Origin of the sequence: Methyloceanibacter marginalis, assembly GCF_001723295.1 — a bacterium.
GTDB classification, from domain to species: domain Bacteria; phylum Pseudomonadota; class Alphaproteobacteria; order Rhizobiales; family Methyloligellaceae; genus Methyloceanibacter; species Methyloceanibacter marginalis.
The window spans coordinates 1-4,481 of record NZ_LPWD01000376.1; the positions used below are offsets into that span (position 1 = coordinate 1).

Below are 4,481 nucleotides of genomic sequence, written 5' to 3' on the forward strand. Positions count from 1 at the left end.
GCGTCGCCATCGGCCAGGACGGATTCGGCTTCGCCATGGGCAAGACCGGCCACCTCAAAGTCCCTCAGATTGGCCGGGTCGTGGTCCAAGATGACGTCGAAATCGGCGCAAATTCGACAGTCGATCGCGGAGCCTCCGGGATACGATTATCGGCGAGGGGACGAAAATTGATAATCTTGTGCAAATCGGGCACAACGTCATCATCGGAAGGCATTGCATTGTCGTGTCCCAAACAGGTATTTCGGGCAGTTCCGAACTCGGTGACTTCGTTGCCCTCGGCGGCCAGGTGGGTCTCGTAGGCCATCTCAAGATCGGCGCAGGCGCCAGATCGCCGCGAGCAGCAACGTCCGGGGCGATGTGCCCGCAGGCGCGCGCTGGGGCGGCACTCCGGCCAAGCCGGTCCGGCTGTGGTTCAGGGAACTGACCGTGCTGCGGCAACTCGCCGAACGCAAGGATGTGAAAGTTGATCAAGGAGACGGCGGAGAAGGCGCGTAGCCGGAAATCCGCATCGAAGGAGCCGGTCCGTATGAACGAGAGCGGGTCAACATCGAAGCCTGATACGGCGGAAACCTCCAATAGCATGGAGACCGCCGACATCATGAAGCTTCTGCCGCATCGCTATCCCTTCCTGCTTGTCGATCGCATCGTCGACATGGATGGAGATCGCTCGGCAACCGGCATCAAGAACGTCACAGCGAATGAGCCGTATTTCCAGGGACATTTCCCGGGCAATCCTGTGATGCCCGGTGTGCTCCTCATCGAAGGCATGGCGCAGACCGCCGGCGCGCTGTGCATGCGCTTCATCGATGCGTTCGAGGAACCGCCGCTCGTCTACTTCATGGCAATCGATAAAGCGCGCTTTCGCCGTCCCGTTATTCCTGGGGACACCGTCCACTACCACGTTCAGAAGATGCGCAATCGCGGTCGCGTCTGGCGCTTCCGGGCCCAGGCACTCGTCGACGGCAACCTGGTTGCCGAAGCAGAGGTCAGCGCCGTAATCGTCGATAGTATCGAGTAGCCAAAAGTTTCATGCCCAATATTCATGTGACCGCGCAGGTCGACCCACGCGCAAAAATTGGCACGGATGTAAAGATCGGACCCTATTGTGTCGTCGGCCCCGACGTCGAGTTGGGAGACAATGTGGTTCTTCACGCCCATGTGGTTGTAGAAGGCCGGACCACGGTCGGCGCAGGCTGTAAAGTATTTCCCTTCGCCTCGCTCGGCCTCGCGCCGCAAGACATAAAGTATGCGGACGAACCCAGCGCGCTCACCGTCGGTCCCAATACGCTCGTCCGCGAGCACGTGACCGTTCATCGCGGCACCAAGAGCGGCCACATGGAAACACAGGTGGGTGCCAACTGTTTCCTGATGATCGGGGCTCACATCGCCCATGACTGCCAGATCGGCGACAACGTCACGCTCGTCAACGGCGTCACTCTTGGCGGCCACGTCTCGGTGGGCGATGGGGCGATCATCGGCGGCCTGTCCGCGGTCCATCAGTTCGTGCGCATCGGAGCCTATTCCTTCGTGGGGGGAATGTCGGGAGTGGCGGCCGATCTCATTCCGTACGGCATGGCGGTGGGCAACCGTGCCAATCTGAACGGACTCAACATCGTGGGCCTGAAACGCAAAGGCTTTCACCGAGAGCAAATCCATGAGCTGCGCAAGGCTTATCGTATGCTGTTCGCCACCGAGGGAACGCTGAAGGAGCGGCTCGAGGACGTCGAAAGCATGTTCTCCGCGAACCAGCTCGCCAAACAGATCATCGACTTCATCAAGAGCGACTCCGACAGGTCATTCTGCGTGCCGAACAATGTCGCAACGCCAAGCCGCTGACGGAGCGGCGCCCACCGTGCCGAGAACGAAGAGCATCGCAGGCTCGCTCGGCATCATTGCAGGACGCGGCGACTTGCCCTGCGCCATCGCCGAGGCAGCGGTCGCAAGCGGCATTCCATTGCACATCGTGGGGATTCGCGGCGAGGCGACTGAGGCCATCGAACGCTTTCCCCACACGTGGATGAAGTGGGGCGAGATCGGCAAGCTTTTCAGCGCCCTGAGCGATAATCACTGTACCGATATCGTCATCATCGGGGGGGTCAATCGTCCGGACTTCGACAATGTCCGCTTCGATCTCGGCGCCATCAAGACGCTACCGTTTCTACTGAGCCTCGCGAAGGGCGGCGACGACTACCTGCTGTCGAGGATCGTGCGTTTCTTCGAAGATAAAGGCTACCGCGTGCGCGGCGCCGGGGACGTCCTGCCCGAGCTCCTGATGCCGGAAGGCACGCTTCCACGAAAGGCCCATCCGCCGAAGACCGAGCGGACATCGCGACCGCGTTCAAGGTTGTGCATACTCTCGGACATCTTGACATCGGCCAGGCGACGGTGGCCAGGTCATGTGCTGGCGGTCGAAGCTGCCGAGGGCACCGATGCTCTGCTCGAACGCTGCGCCGCGGTGAGATTGCAGGGCCGCGTTCATGGCACAAAATCGGGCGTGCTCGTGAAGGCTCCGAAACCAGGCCAGGAAGAGCGGATCGACATGCCCACGATCGGTCCGGAGACGATGCATAAAGCCGCCGCCGCGGGCTTGGCCGGAGTCGCGGTCGCCGCCGGGCACGTTCTGTTGGCCGATCGCGCCGAGACGATCAAGGCCGCCAACGCGCATAAACTGTTTCTGGTCGGAGAGCCCTGGAGCGGCGCGGACGCAAACGGCTAGACCGGTCTGCCCGCTAGAGACGATCCGCCTCTAGCGGTCCTTCATCGGCACATAGGCCCGCTCGGTTGGCCCCGTATAGAGCTGACGGGGCCGGCCGATGCGCTGCAAGGGGTCGCCGATCATCTCCTTCCACTGAGCAATCCAGCCAACCGTCCGCGCGATCGCGAACAGCACGGTGAACATGTCTGTCGGGAAGCCAAGGGCCTTCAATGTGATGCCCGAGTAGAAGTCGATGTTTGGATAGAGCTTTTTCTGGATGAAATAATCATCGGAAAGCGCGATCCTCTCCAGCTCCAGCGCTACTTTGAGGATCGGATCGTCGTGGTGCCCAACCGCGTCGAGCACCTCGTGGCAGGTCTTCTGCATGATCTTGGCCCGCGGGTCGTAGTTCTTATAGACGCGGTGGCCGAAGCCCATGAGCCGGAAGGGATCGTTCTTGTCTTTGGCGCGCTGAATGTACTCCGGAATACGGTCGACCGTGCCGACCTCCTGGAGCATCGTTAGCGCCGCTTCATTAGCGCCGCCATGAGCAGGGCCCCAAAGACAAGCGATGCCGGCGGAGATGCAGGCAAACGGGTTCGCGCCTGATGAACCGGCCAACCGCACCGTCGAGGTCGATGCATTCTGCTCGTGGTCAGCGTGCAGGATGAAGATTCGCCGCATGGCGCGCGTCAGAACCGGATCGACCTCGAACTCCTCGCACGGCACGGCGAAGCACATGCGCAAGAAGTTTGCCGAGTAATCGAGATCGTTCTTCGGATACACGAAGGGCTGCCCAGCGGAATATTTGTAGGCCATGGCCGCGATGGTCGGCATCTTCGCGATCATGCGGACACTTGCCATCTCCCGTTGCTCGGGATCCCGGATATCGATGGAGTCGTGATAGAAGGCCGACAGGGCCCCGACCACGCCGACCATAATGGCCATGGGATGCGCATCGCGGCGGAACCCGGTGAAGAACCGGTTCATCTGCTCATGCACCATGGTGTGGCGCGTGATGCGATCCTTGAAGGCCTCATATTGCTCGGCCGTCGGCAGTTCGCCGTAGAGCAACAGATACGCCGTCTCCAGGAACGTGCAGTGCTCAGCGAGCTGATCGATGGGATAGCCGCGGTAGAGCAGGATGCCCTTGTCGCCGTCGATATAGGTGATCTTCGATTCGCAGCTTGCCGTGGAGGTGAAGCCGGGGTCGTAGGTGAAACAGTCGGTGTCCTGATAAAGCGACGTGATATCGATCACGTCCGGCCCGAGCGTGCCTCGCCGGACTGGCAGATCATGCCGCGCACCGCGCAGCGTGAGGGAAGCCTCGTCCGTTTCGCCGGAGCGAATATCTTCTGCCACACTCATCTCAAAACCTCCTGGCCCTCAAAATGGGGAACGGGACAGAGCGCGATAAAGCCATAGCAACTTTCCGGCAACGCTTCATGTCCGCGGAATGGATTTTTGCACTGCCGCATAATCGCGTTGAATCTACCGCAGCGCAACACGAATACTTGCTTAAATGTTAATCATTGGGCTGAGACGTTTGGTCCGCAATGCGCGCCAGCGCCTCCTCGCGCCCGAGCACTTCAAGCACATCAAAGATACCGGGGGATGTCGAGCGCCCGGTCAGCGCCGCCCGCAAGGGTTGCGCGACCTTGCCGAGCTTGCGTTCGGTCGCCGCGGCGAAGTCCCGGACACATGCTTCAAGGGTCTCCGGCGTCCACGGCTCGGCCGCCTGGAGTGCGGGGAGAAGGGCCGCGAGTGTCTCACGCCCCGCATCGTC

General features: G+C 61.1%; 4 protein-coding genes and 2 pseudogenes. 4 read left to right on the forward strand and 2 right to left on the reverse strand.

The genetic code is table 11. The features are described from left to right. The 4 genes and pseudogenes from AUC71_RS18020 to AUC71_RS13080 all read left to right on the forward strand — a co-directional run. Positions 1 to 495, forward strand: a pseudogene (locus tag AUC71_RS18020) (UDP-3-O-(3-hydroxymyristoyl)glucosamine N-acyltransferase); the annotation flags it as partial. Positions 496 to 526: 31 nt separating this feature from the next. Then, on the forward strand, positions 527 to 1,018 hold the full coding sequence (gene fabZ, locus AUC71_RS13070) for a 3-hydroxyacyl-ACP dehydratase FabZ (protein WP_069624614.1): 492 nt from the start codon (positions 527 to 529) through the stop codon (positions 1,016 to 1,018). An 11-nt stretch (positions 1,019 to 1,029) separates the two neighbouring features. Continuing rightward, a complete protein-coding gene (lpxA, locus tag AUC71_RS13075; RefSeq protein WP_069624612.1) occupies positions 1,030 to 1,836 on the forward strand; it encodes an acyl-ACP--UDP-N-acetylglucosamine O-acyltransferase in 807 nt (268 codons plus the stop codon). A 16-nt stretch (positions 1,837 to 1,852) separates the two neighbouring features. After that, entirely contained in the window at positions 1,853 to 2,716 is an 864-nt protein-coding gene (locus AUC71_RS13080) for an LpxI family protein (protein WP_158007845.1), read from the forward strand. A gap of 30 nt (positions 2,717 to 2,746) precedes the next feature. On the opposite strand, the gene gltA is transcribed toward AUC71_RS13080, so the two are convergent. Continuing rightward, a complete protein-coding gene (gene gltA, locus AUC71_RS13085; protein ID WP_069624613.1) occupies positions 2,747 to 4,063 on the reverse strand; it encodes a citrate synthase in 1,317 nt (438 codons plus the stop codon). Positions 4,064 to 4,220: 157 nt separating this feature from the next. Then, a pseudogene (locus AUC71_RS13090) lies at positions 4,221 to 4,481 on the reverse strand (glutamate--tRNA ligase); the annotation flags it as partial.